Annotated in this window: 18 protein-coding genes; 7 read left to right on the top strand and 11 right to left on the bottom strand. The window is 34.2% G+C overall.

Going from position 1 to position 14,664, the window contains the following annotated elements:
• Window positions 1–265, bottom strand: a 265-nt coding sequence (locus BM227_RS05965; RefSeq protein ID WP_143089699.1) for a transposase family protein, incomplete at its 3' end; no start/stop codon positions are given.
• Between the two features lie 67 nt (window positions 266–332).
• Window positions 333–638 carry a complement resistance protein TraT gene (traT, locus tag BM227_RS05960; protein ID WP_177202002.1) on the bottom strand — a complete coding sequence of 102 codons (306 nt, stop codon included), beginning with the start codon at window positions 636–638 and terminating at the stop codon, window positions 333–335.
• 144 nt (window positions 639–782) lie between these two features.
• Here traT and BM227_RS05955 point away from each other — a divergent pair, with 144 nt between their 5' ends.
• Window positions 783–1,070, top strand: coding sequence for a hypothetical protein (locus BM227_RS05955; RefSeq protein ID WP_143089698.1), 288 nt, complete (start codon window positions 783–785; stop codon window positions 1,068–1,070).
• A gap of 51 nt (window positions 1,071–1,121) precedes the next feature.
• Here the strand turns inward: BM227_RS05955 and BM227_RS05950 are convergent, their stop codons facing one another.
• Window positions 1,122–1,952: a hypothetical protein gene (locus tag BM227_RS05950; protein WP_092912112.1), complete on the bottom strand. Its 831-nt coding sequence runs from the start codon at window positions 1,950–1,952 to the stop codon at window positions 1,122–1,124.
• A gap of 130 nt (window positions 1,953–2,082) precedes the next feature.
• Between BM227_RS05950 and BM227_RS05945 the strand changes: the two genes are divergently transcribed.
• Complete coding sequence (locus BM227_RS05945; protein ID WP_092912110.1) at window positions 2,083–2,838, top strand: hypothetical protein; 756 nt, start codon at window positions 2,083–2,085, stop codon at window positions 2,836–2,838.
• Here the strand turns inward: BM227_RS05945 and BM227_RS05940 are convergent.
• The 3 genes from BM227_RS05940 to prfB all read right to left on the bottom strand — a co-directional run bounded on the left by BM227_RS05940 (window position 2,835) and on the right by prfB (window position 5,267).
• On the bottom strand, window positions 2,835–3,686 hold the full coding sequence (locus BM227_RS05940; protein ID WP_143089697.1) for a hypothetical protein: 852 nt from the start codon (window positions 3,684–3,686) through the stop codon (window positions 2,835–2,837). The two genes, BM227_RS05945 and BM227_RS05940, sit on opposite strands and share 4 nt — an antisense overlap.
• 253 nt (window positions 3,687–3,939) lie before the next feature.
• Window positions 3,940–4,155 (bottom strand): hypothetical protein, encoded by a 216-nt coding sequence (locus BM227_RS05935; protein ID WP_092912106.1) that lies wholly within the window; start codon window positions 4,153–4,155, stop codon window positions 3,940–3,942.
• A 2-nt stretch (window positions 4,156–4,157) separates the two neighbouring features.
• Complete coding sequence (gene prfB, locus BM227_RS05930; RefSeq protein WP_092912104.1) at window positions 4,158–5,267, bottom strand: peptide chain release factor 2; 1,110 nt, start codon at window positions 5,265–5,267, stop codon at window positions 4,158–4,160.
• Between the two features lie 81 nt (window positions 5,268–5,348).
• On the opposite strand from prfB, the gene panC reads away from it, so the two are divergent.
• Window positions 5,349–6,170: a pantoate--beta-alanine ligase gene (gene panC / locus BM227_RS05925; protein ID WP_092912103.1), complete on the top strand. Its 822-nt coding sequence runs from the start codon at window positions 5,349–5,351 to the stop codon at window positions 6,168–6,170.
• Here the strand turns inward: panC and BM227_RS05920 are convergent.
• The 5 genes from BM227_RS05920 to BM227_RS05900 all read right to left on the bottom strand — a co-directional run bounded on the left by BM227_RS05920 (window position 6,159) and on the right by BM227_RS05900 (window position 10,225).
• Window positions 6,159–7,961, bottom strand: a complete 1,803-nt coding sequence (locus tag BM227_RS05920) for a peptidoglycan D,D-transpeptidase FtsI family protein (RefSeq protein ID WP_245757027.1) — start codon at window positions 7,959–7,961, stop codon at window positions 6,159–6,161. The genes panC and BM227_RS05920 overlap by 12 nt on opposite strands.
• A gap of 10 nt (window positions 7,962–7,971) precedes the next feature.
• A complete protein-coding gene (gene fliE / locus BM227_RS05915; protein WP_092912101.1) occupies window positions 7,972–8,277 on the bottom strand; it encodes a flagellar hook-basal body complex protein FliE in 306 nt (101 codons plus the stop codon).
• Between the two features lie 17 nt (window positions 8,278–8,294).
• The gene (flgC, locus tag BM227_RS05910; protein ID WP_092912099.1) at window positions 8,295–8,789 is read right to left on the bottom strand and encodes a flagellar basal body rod protein FlgC; all 495 of its coding nucleotides are present in this window, start codon (window positions 8,787–8,789) and stop codon (window positions 8,295–8,297) included.
• 12 nt (window positions 8,790–8,801) lie between these two features.
• Window positions 8,802–9,224 (bottom strand): flagellar basal body rod protein FlgB, encoded by a 423-nt coding sequence (gene flgB / locus BM227_RS05905; protein WP_092912097.1) that lies wholly within the window; start codon window positions 9,222–9,224, stop codon window positions 8,802–8,804.
• Between the two features lie 62 nt (window positions 9,225–9,286).
• Window positions 9,287–10,225, bottom strand: coding sequence for a glucosaminidase domain-containing protein (locus BM227_RS05900; RefSeq protein WP_092912095.1), 939 nt, complete (start codon window positions 10,223–10,225; stop codon window positions 9,287–9,289).
• Window positions 10,226–10,288: 63 nt separating this feature from the next.
• On the opposite strand from BM227_RS05900, the gene BM227_RS05895 reads away from it, so the two are divergent.
• Genes BM227_RS05895 through murG form a run of 4 tightly spaced genes read left to right on the top strand, consistent with a single transcriptional unit; the run spans window position 10,289 to window position 14,607 of the window.
• The gene (locus tag BM227_RS05895) at window positions 10,289–11,470 is read left to right on the top strand and encodes an FtsW/RodA/SpoVE family cell cycle protein (protein ID WP_092912093.1); all 1,182 of its coding nucleotides are present in this window, start codon (window positions 10,289–10,291) and stop codon (window positions 11,468–11,470) included.
• A 34-nt stretch (window positions 11,471–11,504) separates the two neighbouring features.
• The gene (locus BM227_RS05890; RefSeq protein ID WP_092912091.1) at window positions 11,505–12,881 is read left to right on the top strand and encodes an RNA-binding domain-containing protein; all 1,377 of its coding nucleotides are present in this window, start codon (window positions 11,505–11,507) and stop codon (window positions 12,879–12,881) included.
• Window positions 12,882–12,908: 27 nt separating this feature from the next.
• Complete coding sequence (locus tag BM227_RS05885; RefSeq protein WP_092912089.1) at window positions 12,909–13,595, top strand: dUTP diphosphatase; 687 nt, start codon at window positions 12,909–12,911, stop codon at window positions 13,593–13,595.
• Window positions 13,582–14,607 (top strand): undecaprenyldiphospho-muramoylpentapeptide beta-N-acetylglucosaminyltransferase, encoded by a 1,026-nt coding sequence (murG, locus tag BM227_RS05880; RefSeq protein WP_092912087.1) that lies wholly within the window; start codon window positions 13,582–13,584, stop codon window positions 14,605–14,607. Before BM227_RS05885 ends, murG begins: the two co-directional genes overlap by 14 nt.
• The last annotated feature ends 57 nt before the right edge of the window (window positions 14,608–14,664 follow it).

The raw sequence follows: 14,664 nt of genomic DNA, 5'->3' as shown, positions 1-14,664 counted from the left end.
TATTTGTTAATATATTGTGCAGTGTAGATTTTGAAGGCATTTTAACTTCATCTTTTTCGAAAATCTCTTTTAACACCGGATTATCTTTATTGTATATCATCCAGCCAAAAATCTCTTTAAATGTAGTATTCCCTTTTAATAGTGCAAATATCACCATAAATAGTACTTCTGCTAGGGGATACTCTACTTTTCCTATATCTACTCTATAGTCTGGTATTGTCATTAGTGATTCAAGCAATGTTTTTGCCTTTGTGTATCGTTTCATAGTTGACTCCTCGTTTTTGAGTCAACTAAAGCAAAAACCTTTCCAAAATTATACATTTAAGAATTATTTAAAATTTCATTGGATTTGGCTGATCAGCAAACAGTACATTTGCCATTAAAATATATTTTGCATTAGCTGGATCATCAACAACTCGATAACCTTTTTTCTTTAAGCCTGAGATAATTTTATCTTCAAGTTCTAAGTCATTTCCTGAAGTATTTCTAATAGCGACAAATACAGTTCTTTGAGACTTTGCAACAGGATCAAGGAATATAGTTCTTGTCATTTTTGCTTTTGTTTGTATTTCTGTGGTAGCACATCCTGTAAATAGAATAGATGCACAAGCTAAGGAAACTGCAATTTTTTTATACATTTTTTCTCCCATGTTTTATTTTAAGAAAAGAAATTATATTAAAAAGTTACTAAATTAGTCAATATCATAAGAAATCAAATGAAAATAAAACTAATTATTTTTAAATTCTGTAATATAATGTTTTATTACTGATAATAATTTAACATGATAAATTATTATTATGCTAATTTAAAGATTCTGTATTGTTTTTATGAATTGGTAAAAACAGTATCTGATGTTGCAATGTCTCTTTTACCAGGAAGTAAGTTATTTAAAGGGATGGATTATTTAGCTAAGGGAAAAACTTTTGAAAAAACACAAGAAACTTATGGCGGATTAAACAAGAGAATTAAAGCTGCTAAAGATAGATTTTTCACTAAGCCGCAGAGAGGACAGGGAGAGAGTGGAGGAAGTGATGAGGTTAATGTTAATATGGTAGTATTGCCAAATTAATCAAAAATTTTTATATGGGGTGTAGTATTTGTTAAGGTGTAACAATAACTATTACTCCAATAAATTTAAGTTGTCAGACTGACTATATTCTTTAATTAGTCTATTGATTGCTGTGCTTATCACTCTTCTTTTTTTATTGTTTTTTGGAGTGTTTTTATATTTTTTTAATAAAGGTACCCATTTCTCCTCTTCTATTTTTAGTTCTTTGCATTTTTTCTCCCATATCGCTTCTTTAATTTTAATTTTTATGTTGCTAAACTCTTCCATAGTTCTAACCATTTCCAACTCATCTATGAAGCTATCATCTAATCCGTTAGCATAAGCTGTAGCCATTACATCTTCTTTCATAAGTTGTAAAGCACCATTATATGTTGTTTTTATCTCTTTGCCTTTAGAGTCAATATGTGTATAAGTTGCATTGAGATATTTCTCAATATGTTCAGGTAAAAATTTAAAGTTATAATTCATTTTAAACATACTTACAACATTGTTATATATTTCATCTCCTAACAAGACTTTTATTGCATGAAATGTGTGAACCATTATGCCTTGAAGTTCCCAATATGTCTCTTCATAGTCTTTTTCATCTAGCCCATCTCTAAGTTCATAAGTTGCTATCCACTCCATAAGAGAAAGGTTAGAGCGTCCATATTCAAGAGATTCTTTGTCTCTCTTGCTCTCTTTAATAAACAAATCTATATTTTCAAGTATAAGTTGTGCAGCTTCAATAATTTTTTTGCAATGTTGTTTTGGAGTGTATATAGTGCCTTCTAAAAAATATGCTTTACAACCTTCATTGTCTCGGTTTTGAAGTTTGTTAAGCGCCCATCCAAAAAGATAAGCTGCACCAAATTGTGCTCCAACAGACATTCCGTTACTCATAACTAACTCCTTTCCCCCGAACCTCATCTTCGGGACTCATACTCTTATTATATCTAATACGCTGTCTAAGTGGCAACCAAAAAAACCAATAATTACACAAGGGTAAGAAGGGGAAATATATCAAAAGACAATGGAAGTAACATGGGGAACTACTGAGGATATAGGAGGACAAGCAGCAATTAATGCAAGCTCAAATACTGTTTCTAAATATTTGGCTGCCAATATGATGGGAGATGAAAATCTTGATGAGGAATATTATAGACAAGATGAAGCAGGTAGGGAGATACTTGATACATTTGCGGGCGGAGATTTCTTAAATGCAAGTCTATTTGAAAAACGACATGCAATGTTTGAAGCTACAAAAGCATTAGCTGGTACTTTCATAGATAGTGATGGGTTCGAAGTGAATTATACATACAAACCTGGAGATAGGGGAGGGCAAGGATCGTTTAATATATTTATGAAGAAAGACAGTGGCGTAAGTAACAAAACACACTTAAGACATGATGCTGCAACTTCTGCAACTTGGGATGCAGCGGTAAAATCAGGTACTGGAAGAACTGGGCTCTTAACGGGTGTGTATATTGCAGATACTGTAGGAAATGTTATTAATACTGCAACTGTTGCCAAGGCAGGTAAAAATATGTTTATAAAGGGAATGAATGGGGAAGGTATTAATAGGGATTTAAGAAGGATAAATGATGCAGCATACAGATTAGAAAAAAATGATAAGGTGGTAAAAATACCAACTAGTGCAAAAAGAACAGGCTCAAACCCTCTTGCTCCGTCATCTGATGGAATGACGGAGACAACTTGGGCTTCTAGGCTTAACTTCAGAGAGGGCTCTAATGTGAGGGTTGTTGATCAGATGATTACAAGCAATTAATCAATCATTTTATCAAGAGATGTGGCTATATCCCATGATCTTTTAAATTCATCCATTGTAGGAATTCTGTCTTGCAATCGGATGTCTTTATATTTTTCTAAAAGAGGTTTCCACTTTTCTCTTGGAATATTTAAATCTAATAATTTTTTTTGTCGTCTTTCAATTTCTTTTTCAGCAGTAAATTTGAATAATTCATAGTTTGTTTTTATGTTGGCAATTTTTCGAGCAGTTTCTTCATCTCCTCTTTTAAGCCAACTTTGTCCAAATCTCATTCTATGTTGTTCAAACAACCAATATCTATCTTGTAATACCCCTTCATCAATTAATGGATGCTTTGCCACAAACTTTCTAACTTCCATTAGGAAGTAGTCAGAGTAGTGTTCAGTCAAGGCGTTATATACACGTCCTCCAAATAGTCTAGCAACCTCAGCCAAGCCAATTGCAAAATACTCTCTAATATCATTCCACTCTTTAAGAGCTTGTGCATTGCTTTTGCCAATATCCTGATCCATTCTAATTACATTTGTACCGCCTTTAAGTTCTAATTTTGCAGCACTCTCAAAAGCTTTTAGTACATTATCAAGCTGATCTTGGTTTGGTGCATTATACATTCTTACATATTGTGGTAATCTCTCTAAAGCAATATCAGCATACTCTTGAGCTTTGTGATTTTTTTCACGCTGAGTTCTGCGATCGTTTGGACCAAGAAAAGTTCCTTCTGGACCAGTGTTTCTTGGTTTGGCTCCCTCTTCAGGACCAGTATCTGCACTACCGATTAAAAGTCCTAATAAAAATGCTCCCCAGCCCATAATATCTCCTTTCCCCCGAACCTCATCTTCGGGACTCATACTCTTATTATATCTAATACGCTGTCTAAGTGGCAACCAAAAAAACCAATAATTGTGTAAGATAAAGTCAGTGGAGTGTAATGCTTCAATGTGCTATCACTTTTTCAATTATATTGCATATAAACACTTTTGTAATAAATGGCAAATATTGTTATATTTGCCTGTGCTTTCATTATTGTAAATCCTTCTTTATATTTATTTTGGATTTATACAAAATTTGAAGCGTTTCCTTAATTATGGTTTGTTAGGATAGTTAAAACCCTTTTGCCGCATTTTTCATAAGCTCTTCCATCTCTTTTTTTCTTTGCATCTCTTCTCTGCGGCGTACTGCTTCGTTTGATGGCGTTTTAGGGTCTGCAAAGACTGCTTTCCCATAAAGGGTGCAGCCTTTCATACCTGGTTCGCAAGGTCTGTTTATTAGATCGCAGATATTTCCAATTTGGTGTGAGCAACTCCATCCTGCACTCATTTTTACTCCTGTTTGCCTTTTTCTGCTTCGGCTATTAGCACACCTTCTATGAGTTTGTCTATGTCACCATCTAGTATGGCATCTACATTGCTGAATGCTTGACCGCTTCGTGTATCTTTTACTTGTTGGTAAGGAGCTAAAACATAAGATCGTATCTGGTGTCCCCAGCCAATTTCACTCTTTTCTATGCCATCTGCTTCAGCTTTTTTCTTTTCAAGCTCTAGCTCATAAAGTCTTGACTTTAGCATTTTCATTGCAGTTGCTTTGTTTTTGTGCTGACTGCGGTCATTTTGGCACTGTACAACGATGCCTGTAGGTATATGCGTAATGCGTATAGCACTTTCAGTTTTGTTGACGTGCTGACCACCTGCACCAGAAGCACGGTATGTGTCTATGCGCAAATCTTTATCTTCTATTTCAATATCTATGTCATCATCAATTTCAGGTGAAACCATAACAGATGTAAAAGATGTATGCCGTCTTGCATTTGAGTCAAATGGGCTTATTCTAACCAAGCGGTGAATTCCATTCTCAACTTTCAAGTACCCGTAAGCATTTTCACCTTTAATGATGAAACTTACATCTTTTATGCCTGCTTCTTCACCCTCTTGGTAGTCTAGAACTTCAACTTTAAAGCCATGTCTTTCTGCCCATCTTAGATACATTCTATAAAGTATGCTTGCCCAATCTTGGCTCTCTGTACCACCTGCACCTGGATGAATGGAGACGATGGCATTGTTTGCATCATGTGGACCGCTTAGCATAACTTCTATCTCTACTTTATTAACACGCTCTTCTATTTCAGGTGCTTCTGAAAAGAGTTGCTCCAGAGTCTCTTCATCTTTCTCTTCTGTTGCCATTTCAAAAAGATCCAGAGCATCACTCACTGCACCTTCAGCATCTTCATATCGTTTCAAGATGCGCTCTAATCGGTTCTTCTCTTTTTGAATATCACCAGCCTTTTTGGCATCACTCCAAAAGTCTTCTTGCATCTCCATTTCAGAGATTTCAGCCAGTCTCTTCTTAATTGTATCTGGTTTAATAATATTTTTGATATTTTCAACTTTTGTCTTGAGTTTTTTCATAAGTTCTGAAAATTCATAACTATCCATTGGACTCATCCCTTTGATATAATTGCGTAATTATACTATATTAAGTCGCTTACAGATGTTTACTTTATATAAAGGTTATTGATGAAAATTGCAAAAGATATAAAAGAACTTAAAGATGCTATTAGTAAATTTTCAGGCAGTGTAGGATTTGTTCCTACAATGGGTGCTTTGCATCAAGGTCATCTCTCTCTTATACAAAAGGCTAGAGCTGAGAATGATAATGTAGTTGTATCTATATTTGTAAACCCAACTCAGTTTTTGCCTGGTGAGGATTTGGACAAATACCCAAGACGAGAAGAGGCTGACAAAAAGATTTGTGAAGTTGCCGGAGTTGATATTCTATTTATGCCAGAAATCTCTTCTATGTACCACTCTGATGAGGTTAAGCTTAAAGCTCCTTCCTACCTTGGGTATATTTTAGAGGGTAATCGTCGTCCTGGACACTTTGACGGAGTTGTTCAGATTGTAATGAAACTTTTAAATCTTGTACAGCCTGACAGAGCATATTTTGGAAAGAAAGATGCACAGCAACTTGTAATTTTGCAAAAGATGGCTAAAGATCTCTTTTTACCTTATGAGATAGTTCCTGTTGAGACAGTTAGAGAAGATGACGGATTAGCTCTTAGTAGCCGAAATGTATATCTCTCTGCTGAGGAAAGAGAGCGTGCTTTGTCAATTTCACGTGCTTTAAAAGCTGCTTCAAGGCTTATTATGGCGGGTGAATTTTCAAGTGAAGTAATTGAAGCTAAAATGTCTGAAATTATGAAAGATATAGATGTAGAGTATATTGCCATTGTAGATAGAGACTTTAGACCTTTGAAAAAAGTTAAGATACAAAACAGTATTATTCTTGTTGCGGCAAAAGTAGGGAAGACTCGTCTTATAGATAATTTATGGGTTTGAGCGTTCAGGGATCAACTCTCCCTGCTCAACCAAAACATCAACAATTTGTTTAAAGACGGGTACAGCAGATTGTGAAGCATAGTAGCTATGTGGTTTTTTAGGCTCTCTAACCAGTACACCTATAGTATAGCGATGTTTTTTATCATTAGCAAATCCTATGAAGGTACTGTTATATAGTTGAGCATAACCACCTTTTTTAGAAGCTATGTGAGCAGTACCGGTTTTTCCACCAATAATTAAACCTTCTGTTCTGGCTTTTTTACCTGTTCCTTTCTTTACAACTTTTTGAAGTATTTTATTCATCTGTGTCGCAGTTGCTGCAGTTATAGCTTGTTTTGGCTCTGTAAATGATTCAACTTGGTACCTTTTACCTGTATGGTCTATGATGGTATCTACAATTTTAGGTTCTAAAATACGACCATTGTTGTTGAAAGCATTATATGCACATACTAGTTGTATGAGTGTAGTTCTTATTCCATACCCATAGCCTACAGTAGCTTTGTAAATTTCATTTTCCATCTGTAGAGTATTTGGCATAATTCCAACATGTTCATATGGAAGGTCTATGCCTGTTTTTTGGGTAAACCCAAATTTTTTAAATCCTTCAATAAAGTCAATTCCATCAAGACGTTGAGCCAGCTGAGCAATTCCTATGTTTGAAGAGTAAACTATGACATTTTCTGCACTCATCCACTCTTCTCTATGTTCGTCAGTAATGATTTTGCGTCCAAGTTTATAGCGACCATTATAGGTTCTAACAATGTCATATGGATTTACTCTGTGATTTTGCAGTAATAAAGAGAATGTGATTGGTTTTATAACAGAACCTGGCTCGTAAGTATATTCTATAGCAGTTACATTTAGTGAAGGGTAATCTCTCTTTCTTATGTGGCTTGGATCAAATCTGTTTGAAGTTGCCATTGCTCTGATTTTTCCTGTTTTAGAATCCATAACAATGGCTACAATCTCTTTTGCCTGCAATTCACGTTTAGCTTTCTGTAAAACTACTTCAATGCTTTTTTGCAGACTCATTGGAATATTCAAAAGAAGGGTCATTCCATTAATAGGTGGTTTAACAAAACTGTTTCCATCTAAAATAATACTGTTTCCAATATCTCTTAATCCTTCAACAATGCCATTTTGTATGGGACGTAGTGCCTCTTGGTATGACTTTTCCAATCCTTTAACACCAATTGGTCTGGTAAAGCCATCATCTTCACTCTTTTTCATAAAGCCTAAAATAGGTTCAAAGCTATCTTTGTATGAAAAAATTCTTGATTCTCCACTCTCTGTAAGGCTAAGACCATACTTGATGATATGACCTTTTTTATCTTCATATGGAATAAATACTTTTAAAATTCGAAGTTTTCGTGCCAACTCTTTTAGATATTTGGCTCGGTTAGCATCTATAGAGTAAGATAGAACAACATTTCCCTTTTTGCTTACCCGTTTTCTAATTGTCTTTTCACTAATTCCACTGTAGATGCTAAAAAGTTTTATAAAAAGATCTTTTTTGTCAGGATCAATGTTGTAGGTATTTACCATAGCTTTATATAGTTTTTGGCTAAATGCTAGTTTAAAACCCTCTTTACTCAGTATATCTCCACGTAAAGCTCTGTTTGTTTCACTGATAACAAGTCGTGGAATATGGCGTTCTTTTATAGCAGTGTGTGAGATAGAGCCAATAAAGACAAATATACCAAAAGTAAATATAATAAGAAGCAGGAGAAGTTTGGTCTTTTTACCAATACGTTCGTCCAGTTCTTTTGAAGATGAGAAAAAATTTGACACGGCAGTCCTGTTAGATTTGTGTACGCAGAATCTCTTTGTAAGCGTTTATAGCTTTGTTTCTTACTTCAAGCATAAGTTTCATATTCATTTCAGCTTTGTCAATAGCCAGTGCAGCTTGATGCAAATCTTTTACTTGTCCGGTTGCCATATCTTCCATCGCTTTTTCACCGGCTTTTTGTATATCGTTTACCTCTCCGATGGACTTTTTGAGAACATCGCCAAAACTACTACCTTCAACTTTAGCTGTACTCTTGTTTTTAGATTGAAGCAGATCATTTGTTGAAAGCTGCCCAATACTCTGAATGTTTTTATCCATCACTTAATCCTTGTTAACTACGCTTTTAGCAGATCTATTGCACTTGTTGCCATTGATTTGACACTTTGAAATGCTGCTACATTTGCTTGGTAAGCTCTTGTAGCTTCTATAAGATCGGCCATTTCGACGACAGGGTTAATATTTGGATAGGCAACATACCCTTCGGCATTAGCATCTGGATGAGAAGGGTCATATTTCATTTTAGGTTCACTGTCGTCACGTACAACTTTGTCAACTAATACACCCATTAAAGGTGGAACTGCCGTTTTGTTTTCCATTCCTTCATCCAAAGGATCTTCATATGGAAGAAAATCACTCTTTTCTTCAATTTTACTATTTAAAACTTTATCAAAATTGAAAGATTTAAAAACAACTTCTCGTCTTCTGTATGGACCGCCTTCATCTGTGCGTGTTGTGTTTGCATTGGCGATGTTTGAGCTGATGACATTTACACGGAAACGTTGCGCTGAAAGTCCGTAACCGTTTATATCAAAACTGTTTAAAAAACTCATCTATCAATCCCTTTATATTTTTGCTGAAGAGTCTATGACACTTTTAAATAGCATACTGTTTTTCTTTAATGCCATAACCAATGCATTGTACATAGTACCGTTTTTTGCCATTTCGGTTGTCTCTACATCAAGGTCAACGGTATTTCCATCATTTCTTGCCATATGTCCATCGCGGAAGAAAATCTCTGCTTTTGGAGGAAAATCATTCTCGTTACCTTGAAGGTGCATTGGACTTGTTACAGCCATTTGCAACTTTTTAGATGGAAGGTTATGAAGTTTTTCACGCTCTTTTACTAAAGCATCTTCAAAAAGAATATCTCTTGAACGATAAAAAGGTGTATCTACATTTGCAATGTTTGAGCTTATTAAATCTTGTCTTAATGCCCTATAATCAAGAGCTTTAGCCATTAAGGTATGTGCGTGATTTATCTCCATCTAAACCCTCCTGTCAACTGTAAATTTATCCAAGCAAAAACCATTCCAAATTTTTGATTTATCTACTCTTCTGGATGAATTATAACAGGTTTTTCACTGCTTAACTGTGCATAATCCAACCATTCAAGGTGATTTGACTTTATTAAGCGGTTTAAGTCATTAACATACTCTTCTCCTCTTTCTGAGTATGATTTTAGTGTATCTGTCAGTGCTATGCCTGTTAGCGGAAGGTTGGCTTTTCTTAGCATCATCCTTCGTTTGCGAAACTCTTTATATGCCGGATGAGTATTTAAATTTAAAATATATGATCTTATTGAATCAAGCGGTGTATCAAATGTTGCAAGACCATAGTTTCCAAGGTGTTTACGTTGATTTTTTGGTTTTAGTGCTTTATTGCTAAAGCTCCACTGACCAAAGAGAGCATTTCCTTCAACTGCAAATCTGGATGTACCCCATCCACTCTCTATTGCACCTTGAGCGACTATTAAAGATGGAGGAACAGTATCAACTCTTTGAACAAGTTTATTAATCTCTTTTTTTGACAAAATATCTGAATCAGACTTTATAACTTTATACTTTTTAGCTATATTTCTAAGCCATTCAGACTCTTGACGAGTTATTGGGCTGTGTCCAATTTTATTTATAATTGACAAAAGTTTTTCTCTATCTTTTTTTACCTCTTCATTGGCAATAAGAGCTTCAGATGCCATTAACCTTAAAAAGATACTTTTTTTGGTAGATACAGGAATCTTTTTTGCATCTCTTCCCCATCTCATTGCTATATGAGTTATTAAAACTTTTGGTATTTTTTTCATTCCTTTTTTAAATTTTTCTTGTGTATATCCCAATCTGTCTAAAATTTGCATTGTCTGTTTATATGATTTTACGGAGTATTGAATAAATGATGGTTCTATTGGTTTCTCAACATTATGGTTTGTTGATTCACATCCATTTAGTAAGAGCAGAAACAAAATTGTAAGTAATAGATTATGGAGTATCATAAGAGACAAACCTTTTATCAGTTAAAGTAGCATATAATATCAAAAAATCTTTTACGAGAAAACATGATAGACAGACCTCTATTTTTAGCTACTACTGCTTTAATTGTTATTGGAATAATTTTCAGTTATTCGCTCTCAGCATATACTGTGCTACTTTTTAATGTACAGCCATGGCACTTTTTTATACGTCAATTTAGTGCTGGAATGATTGGAATTTTTTTAATGTGGTTTATTGCACGACAAGATTCAAACAAAGTAGCTACAAAAATTGGATTTTCTATTTTTATTATCTCTGCATTAATGATGATTGCTATTCCGTTTTTGCCTGAGTCTATAGCCAGAGAAGTTGGAGGGGCAAAACGATGGATTCGCTTAGGTCCACTATCTTTGGCACCTGTTGAGTTTTTTAAGATTGGATTTGCCTATTTCATTGCATGGAGTTTTTCCCGTAAAGTATTACCTAAACATATGGAACGCTCAAAAGAGTTTCGATATACCCTAAAAGAAGAGCTTTCCATGCTGTTGCCATATTTCATAATATTTATTGCTGTAATGTTTATAATTGCTATTTTTCAAAATGACTTGGGACAGGTAGTTTTGCTGGCACTTACACTTTTGGGAATGATGATATTTGCAGGTAGCAGTTTAAAGTTTTTTGGTGCATCTATTCTTGTTGGAGCAATTGCTATAGCAGGGTTTGTTGTTACCTCTCCCCACCGTATTGAGCGTTTTAAAGGCTGGTACTATATGATTCAAAACAGTATTGCCAAGATTTTTCCTCAATGGGCAAGTGCAGTTCCAAAAGTAAATTTGGCAGAAGAGCCGTACCAGATCAGTAACTCTTTACACGCAATTCACAATGGTGGACTCTTTGGGGTTGGTCTTGGAAATGGAGTTTTAAAACTTGGCTTTTTAAGTGAAGTACATACGGATTTCGTGCTTGCAGGGATGGCTGAAGAGATAGGAGTCCTTGGTGTAGCAGCTGTTGTAATGCTTTTGATGGTTGTTATTTTTAGACTACTTAAAATTGCTGGACGAAGTGATAACAATGTCAATTATCTCTATTGTGCTGGTTTAGCAATGATCATAGGTTTTGCATTTTTAATAAATGCCCTTGGTATCAGCGGGGTTATACCTCTTAAAGGTATTGCTGTACCATTTTTAAGTTATGGCGGTTCTCAAATTGTTGCTATGTCAATAGGAGTTGGTCTGGCTCTTTCTATGAGCAAGAAAGTTAAAATGTAGAGATGAATATATAACGTATTAAAAAGATAATAAGATGTTAAAACAAGAAATCCAAAAAGGTGAAAGTAAAAAACTTGAATTAAAAGAGAAACTACCATCAAATGAAGCAATTGCAAAAACTGTTATTGCTTTTAGCAATACTAGTGGCGGAAAGATCATAGTTGGAGTAAATGATAAAAGAGAAATTATTGGAATTGATGAAGATAGAGTTTTTGAGTATGAAGAAAAGATTAGCTCAATTGTAAGTGATTTGTGTTATCCAAATATTTTACCAGAAATTTATGCTCAAAATATAGATGGGAAAGTTGTTTTAGTAGTTGAAGTATTTCGTGGTTCACTTTTACCATATTACTTAAAAAACAAAGGTAAGCTAAAAGGTACAATAATTAGAGTTGGATCAACAAATAGAGTTGCAGATGAGGTAATGATAACAGAGCTTCAAAGACAAAGATTTAATAAAAGTTTTGATGAAGAAGAGAATTTTGAAATAGGTTTAGATAATTTAAATTTTAATATCATTTATAATGAGTTTGAAAAAATAGGCAAAAGTTGCGACTACAAAAAGTTAAAAAACTTGAAGCTGATTAAAAGTTTAAATAGTAGTGATTTACCTACAAATGCTTTATGTATAACCCTTGGTAAATTTGACAATAGCACAATCAAGTGTGCGAGATTTAGAGGAGTTACGAAAGAGATATTTATAGATAAAAAAGAGTTTAATAAAGATCTCTTTAGTAATTTAAATAATACTTTACAATTTTTACAAAATCATCTAAATCTGTTTGCAAAAGTTGAAGGTTTGCAACTAAAAGAGGAGCTAGAAATTCCTTTGATTGCTCTTAGAGAAGCACTTTTAAATGCAGTTATACATAGAGATTATACAAGAAATAGTGATATAAAAGTAGCTGTTTATGATGATATGGTTGAGATTGTTTCACCAGGTGGTTTTCCAAATGGACTAACTCTTGAAGAAGTGATGAGTGGGAGAAGTGAACTTAGAAACAGAGTCTTGGCAAATTTATTTAGAGAACTAAAATATATTGAAAGTTGGGGTAGTGGCATTGGAAAGATTAAAAAATTATGTGATGAAAAAGGAATCAAATTTGAAATAGATGAGAGTGGAAATTTTATAAGTATAGTTTTTTATAGGAAAACTGGTGAAAAAGTGCCGAATAGCGCCGAAAAAGTGCCGAATATCGCCGAATTATCTTTTGAAGAAGAAAAAATAGTTAGAGTTCTAAAACAAAATGAAAAAATAGTTTCAAATGATGTAGAAAAAATTTTAAACATAAAAGAGAGAAGAGCAAGAGAGATTTTATCTAACCTAGTTAAAAAAGGTGTTTTAAAAAAAATTGGAAAAACAAAAGGAAGCTACTACATTTTTATGTATAAAAATGAAACTAATATTTAAAGAGCAAACTTACGAAGGAGCCTTAGCATGACTGAGAAAATGGTAGAGATGTTTAAATTGCAAGAGAGGTTGAATGACGATACAAACGGACCTCATTGGCGTGATGGTGTTACCAAGCAGGGAAAAGTTATAAATTGGAAACGTTGTATTGTTATGGAGAGTGCAGAATTAATCGATAGTTTTAGCTGGAAGCATTGGAAAAATATTGCCGGTGGAATAGATTTGGAAAATATCAAGATAGAGATGGTTGATATTTGGCACTTTGTAATGAGTTATCTTTTACAATTTCAAAGTAGTGAAGATGCAGCTAAACTTGCAGTCTCAGTAATGAAAAATAGCAGTATAAAACTTCCAAAAGAGTGGAGTGAGAGTGAAAACAGCAGAATAGATGAGTTGTTAGAACCATTTGAGACATTGATGGCACTGGCATTGATCAAAACTGATGATGAAGTATATCAAGAAGAACTTATTGGTCAATTTTGGGAGTGTGTTGATGCTACAGGAATGAGTTTTGATGATGTATATCGACTTTATATAGGTAAAAATGCACTCAACCAATTTAGACAGCAACACGGCTATAAAGAGGGTTCTTACAAGAAGGTTTGGAATGGGAAAGAAGATAATGTCGTAATGCAAGAGATTTTAAAGAGTGACTCAAATATAAGTTATGAAAAGCTTCTAGGAATGCTGGAAGATATTTATGCAACATTGTAACATTCTTTTAACTGGTGGTGGAACTGGTGGGCATTTAGCTATTGTCAGGTCTGTGAAAGATGAGCTTTTAAAGCGTGGTATAAATACATACTACATAGGCTCTGAAAGTGGACAAGACAGAGCCTGGTTTGAAAAAGATGATGATTTTAAAGATAAGCTCTTTCTTCCTACTAGAGGTGTAGTCAATCAAAAAGGGCTAGACAAACTTTACTCTATATCACAAATATTCAAATCAATGCTGCAGGCAAAAGAGTTTATGAAAGCTCACAATATTGATGCAGTTCTCAGTGTAGGCGGTTTTTCTGCTGCTCCTGCATCATTTGCTGCTATTTTGATAAGAATACCACTTTTTATACATGAACAAAATGCTCTCACAGGTCGTTTAAATAAGATTTTAAAACCTTTTTCTAAACACTTTTTCTCTTCATATGGCAGTGACCCTGTAGATTACCCTGTTAGTGAAAACTTTTTTAAAACTGCTCGTGTGCGATCTGAAGTTAAAAGAGTTATTTTTTTAGGAGGAAGTCAAGGAGCCAAGGCAATTAACGATTTTGCTTTGCAACTTGCTCCAGAACTTCAAAAACTGGGAATTGGAATTATTCATCAGACTGGCAAGCGTGATTATGAGCGTGTAAGTAAAGAGTATAAAAAATTAAATATAGAAGCAGATGTTTTTGCATTTGATAAAGAGATTTATTTACGTATTGAAAAAGCAGATCTTGCTGTAAGTCGTGCAGGAGCTAGTACATTGTGGGAACTTACCGCTGCTCAAATTCCAACTCTGTTTATTCCTTACCCTTATGCTGCAGGAGATCATCAATACTATAATGCTGCTTACCATGTTGGAATGAATGCAGGTTGGGTTGTAAGACAAAATATGTTGGAGAGAGATATTTTTTTAAATATTATTGACTCAAATATAGAAGTAGTTAGTAAGAGACTTGGAACAATGATAAGTCAAAATGGAGCTTGTAAGATTGTAAAAACTATTCTTGATTTAGTTAAAGCCTAAGTAGGTTTATATTTTTTTTTAATGTTACTATGATAATATAGGAAATGTTAAAATATA

It is taken from the genome of Hydrogenimonas thermophila (assembly GCF_900115615.1).
GTDB classification, from domain to species: domain Bacteria; phylum Campylobacterota; class Campylobacteria; order Campylobacterales; family Hydrogenimonadaceae; genus Hydrogenimonas; species Hydrogenimonas thermophila.
Note: the sequence above shows the minus strand (reverse complement) of the source record. Positions and strands in the feature narration are given on the sequence as shown.

Excerpts from the sequence above, each read along its gene's own strand:
- traT (WP_177202002.1), bottom strand. The coding sequence starts at position 638 with ATGTATAAAAAAATTGCAGTTTCCTTAGCTTGTGCATCTATTCTATTT.
- BM227_RS05955 (WP_143089698.1), top strand. The coding sequence starts at position 783 with ATGATAAATTATTATTATGCTAATTTAAAGATTCTGTATTGTTTTTAT.
- BM227_RS05950 (WP_092912112.1), bottom strand. The coding sequence starts at position 1,952 with ATGAGTAACGGAATGTCTGTTGGAGCACAATTTGGTGCAGCTTATCTT.
- BM227_RS05945 (WP_092912110.1), top strand. The coding sequence starts at position 2,083 with ATGGAAGTAACATGGGGAACTACTGAGGATATAGGAGGACAAGCAGCA.
- BM227_RS05940 (WP_143089697.1), bottom strand. The coding sequence starts at position 3,686 with ATGAGTCCCGAAGATGAGGTTCGGGGGAAAGGAGATATTATGGGCTGG.
- BM227_RS05935 (WP_092912106.1), bottom strand. The coding sequence starts at position 4,155 with ATGAGTGCAGGATGGAGTTGCTCACACCAAATTGGAAATATCTGCGAT.
- prfB (WP_092912104.1), bottom strand. The coding sequence starts at position 5,267 with ATGGATAGTTATGAATTTTCAGAACTTATGAAAAAACTCAAGACAAAA.
- panC (WP_092912103.1), top strand. The coding sequence starts at position 5,349 with ATGAAAATTGCAAAAGATATAAAAGAACTTAAAGATGCTATTAGTAAA.
- fliE (WP_092912101.1), bottom strand. The coding sequence starts at position 8,277 with ATGGATAAAAACATTCAGAGTATTGGGCAGCTTTCAACAAATGATCTG.
- flgC (WP_092912099.1), bottom strand. The coding sequence starts at position 8,789 with ATGAGTTTTTTAAACAGTTTTGATATAAACGGTTACGGACTTTCAGCG.
- flgB (WP_092912097.1), bottom strand. The coding sequence starts at position 9,224 with ATGGAGATAAATCACGCACATACCTTAATGGCTAAAGCTCTTGATTAT.
- BM227_RS05900 (WP_092912095.1), bottom strand. The coding sequence starts at position 10,225 with ATGATACTCCATAATCTATTACTTACAATTTTGTTTCTGCTCTTACTA.
- BM227_RS05895 (WP_092912093.1), top strand. The coding sequence starts at position 10,289 with ATGATAGACAGACCTCTATTTTTAGCTACTACTGCTTTAATTGTTATT.
- BM227_RS05890 (WP_092912091.1), top strand. The coding sequence starts at position 11,505 with ATGTTAAAACAAGAAATCCAAAAAGGTGAAAGTAAAAAACTTGAATTA.
- BM227_RS05885 (WP_092912089.1), top strand. The coding sequence starts at position 12,909 with ATGACTGAGAAAATGGTAGAGATGTTTAAATTGCAAGAGAGGTTGAAT.
- murG (WP_092912087.1), top strand. The coding sequence starts at position 13,582 with ATGCAACATTGTAACATTCTTTTAACTGGTGGTGGAACTGGTGGGCAT.